The organism is Dyella sp. 2RAB6 (assembly GCF_052115385.1).
Classification (GTDB): domain Bacteria; phylum Pseudomonadota; class Gammaproteobacteria; order Xanthomonadales; family Rhodanobacteraceae; genus Dyella_D.
The window spans coordinates 1-1,170 of record NZ_JBFRGP010000053.1 but is presented as its reverse complement, the minus strand read 5'-3'; the positions used below and the strand labels follow the sequence as shown (position 1 = coordinate 1,170).

The following is a 1,170-nucleotide window of genomic DNA, read 5'->3' as shown; positions in this document are numbered from 1 at the left end:
ACCAAGCCGCACGTCAACGTCGGCACGATCGGTCACGTGGACCACGGCAAGACGACGCTGACGGCGGCGCTGACGAAGGTGGGCGCTGAGCGTTTTGGCGGCGAATTCAAGGCTTATGACGCGATCGACGCGGCGCCGGAAGAGAAGGCGCGCGGCATCACGATCTCGACGGCGCACGTGGAATACGAATCGCCRAACCGCCACTACGCSCACGTGGATTGCCCGGGCCACGCCGACTAYGTGAAGAACATGATCACGGGTGCGGCGCAGATGGACGGCGCGATCCTGGTGTGCTCGGCCGCTGATGGTCCGATGCCGCAGACGCGTGAGCACATCCTGCTGTCGCGCCAGGTGGGCGTGCCGTACATCGTGGTCTTCCTGAACAAGGCGGAYATGGTGGACGACAAGGAGCTGCTCGAGCTGGTCGAGATGGAAGTGCGCGAGCTGCTGTCGAAGTACGAGTTCCCGGGCGACGACACCCCGATCATCGTGGGTTCGGCGCGTGCGGCGCTGGAAGGCGACCAGTCGGAGATTGGCGTGCCGGCGATCATCAAGCTGGTGGAAGCGCTGGACACGTACATTCCGGAGCCGGTGCGTACGCTGGACAAGCCGTTCCTGATGCCGGTGGAAGACGTGTTCTCGATTTCGGGTCGCGGCACGGTGGTGACCGGTCGAATCGAGACGGGCATCATCAAGGTGGGCGAGGAAATCGAGATTGTCGGTATCCGCCCGACCACCAAGACGACGGTGACCGGCGTGGAAATGTTCCGCAAGCTGCTGGACCAGGGCCAGGCGGGCGACAACGTGGGTCTGCTGCTGCGCGGCACGAAGCGTGACGACGTGGAGCGTGGCCAGGTGCTGGCCAAGCCGGGTTCGATCACGCCGCACACGGACTTCGAGGCCGAGGTGTACGTGCTGTCGAAGGACGAGGGTGGTCGTCATACCCCGTTCTTCAAGGGCTACCGCCCGCAGTTCTACTTCCGCACCACCGACGTGACCGGCGCGATCGAGCTGCCGGAAGGCGTGGAGATGGTGATGCCGGGTGACAACGTGAAGATGCAGGTGACCCTGATCGCGCCGATCGCGATGACGGACGGTCTGCGCTTCGCGATCCGCGAAGGTGGCCGCACCGTCGGCGCCGGCGTCGTCGCCAAGATCACCAAGTAAGTA

1 protein-coding gene is annotated in these 1,170 nt (G+C 64.6%); it reads left to right on the top strand.

Going from position 1 to position 1,170, the window contains the following annotated elements; all coding sequences use genetic code 11:
- The coding region (gene tuf, locus AB4083_RS22870; protein ID WP_441610798.1) for an elongation factor Tu at nucleotides 1-1,167 on the top strand (1,167 nt) is incomplete at its 5' end.
- Nucleotides 1,168-1,170: the final 3 nt, after the last annotated feature.